General features: G+C 46.5%; 1 pseudogene. It reads left to right on the plus strand.

The annotated features are described in order from the left end of the window. Positions 1–671: pseudogene (locus R8N47_RS25595) on the plus strand (ABC transporter permease); the annotation flags it as partial.

The raw sequence follows: 671 nt of genomic DNA on the forward strand, positions 1-671 counted from the left end.
GTGTTCCAAACTACTGGTATCAGTTGCATCAAACTAAGAGCTTGATGGTCAGTGAATCTATGGCTCTCAAACTGGATATTCGTCCGGGCGATTACATTGATCTGCAAGCGCCACTGGGTGAAGGTTGGCAAGTCGTGGGTGTGTACTACGATTATGGCAACCCATACAACCAAGTGATGATGTCCCATCGAAACTGGCTTTATGCGTTTGCCTGAACGGGCAACGTAGGGTTAGGCGTATTGCTGAAAGACAGCGTGAATGGGGAAGGGTTGAAGAATCGTTTAGAAAATGTCTTCCGATTGCCACAAGACCGCGTATTCGACAACAGCAATATCTACAATCAAGCCATGAGAGTATTTGATCACACGTTCGCCATCGCAGGCACGCTAGGCAACATTACTCTTATTATTGCTGTATTTGGTCTTTTCTTTGCAACCCTAGCAGGAGAACTCTCTCGTCAAAGACACTTCTCGCTGCTGAGATGCATGGGTGTTTCTGGCAAAGAGTTGGTTGCCTTGGGGGGCTTGCAACTGTTCGCCTTTGGTGCCATTTCTGCGATTATTGCAGTACCGTTAGGATTGGCCTTGGCCCACCTAATTGTTGATATCATCATTAAACAGTCTTTTGGTTGGTCACTCGAACTGCAAACCATTCCTTGGGAATATGCACAA

The sequence above is a fragment of the Vibrio sp. 2132-1 genome, assembly GCF_033344315.1.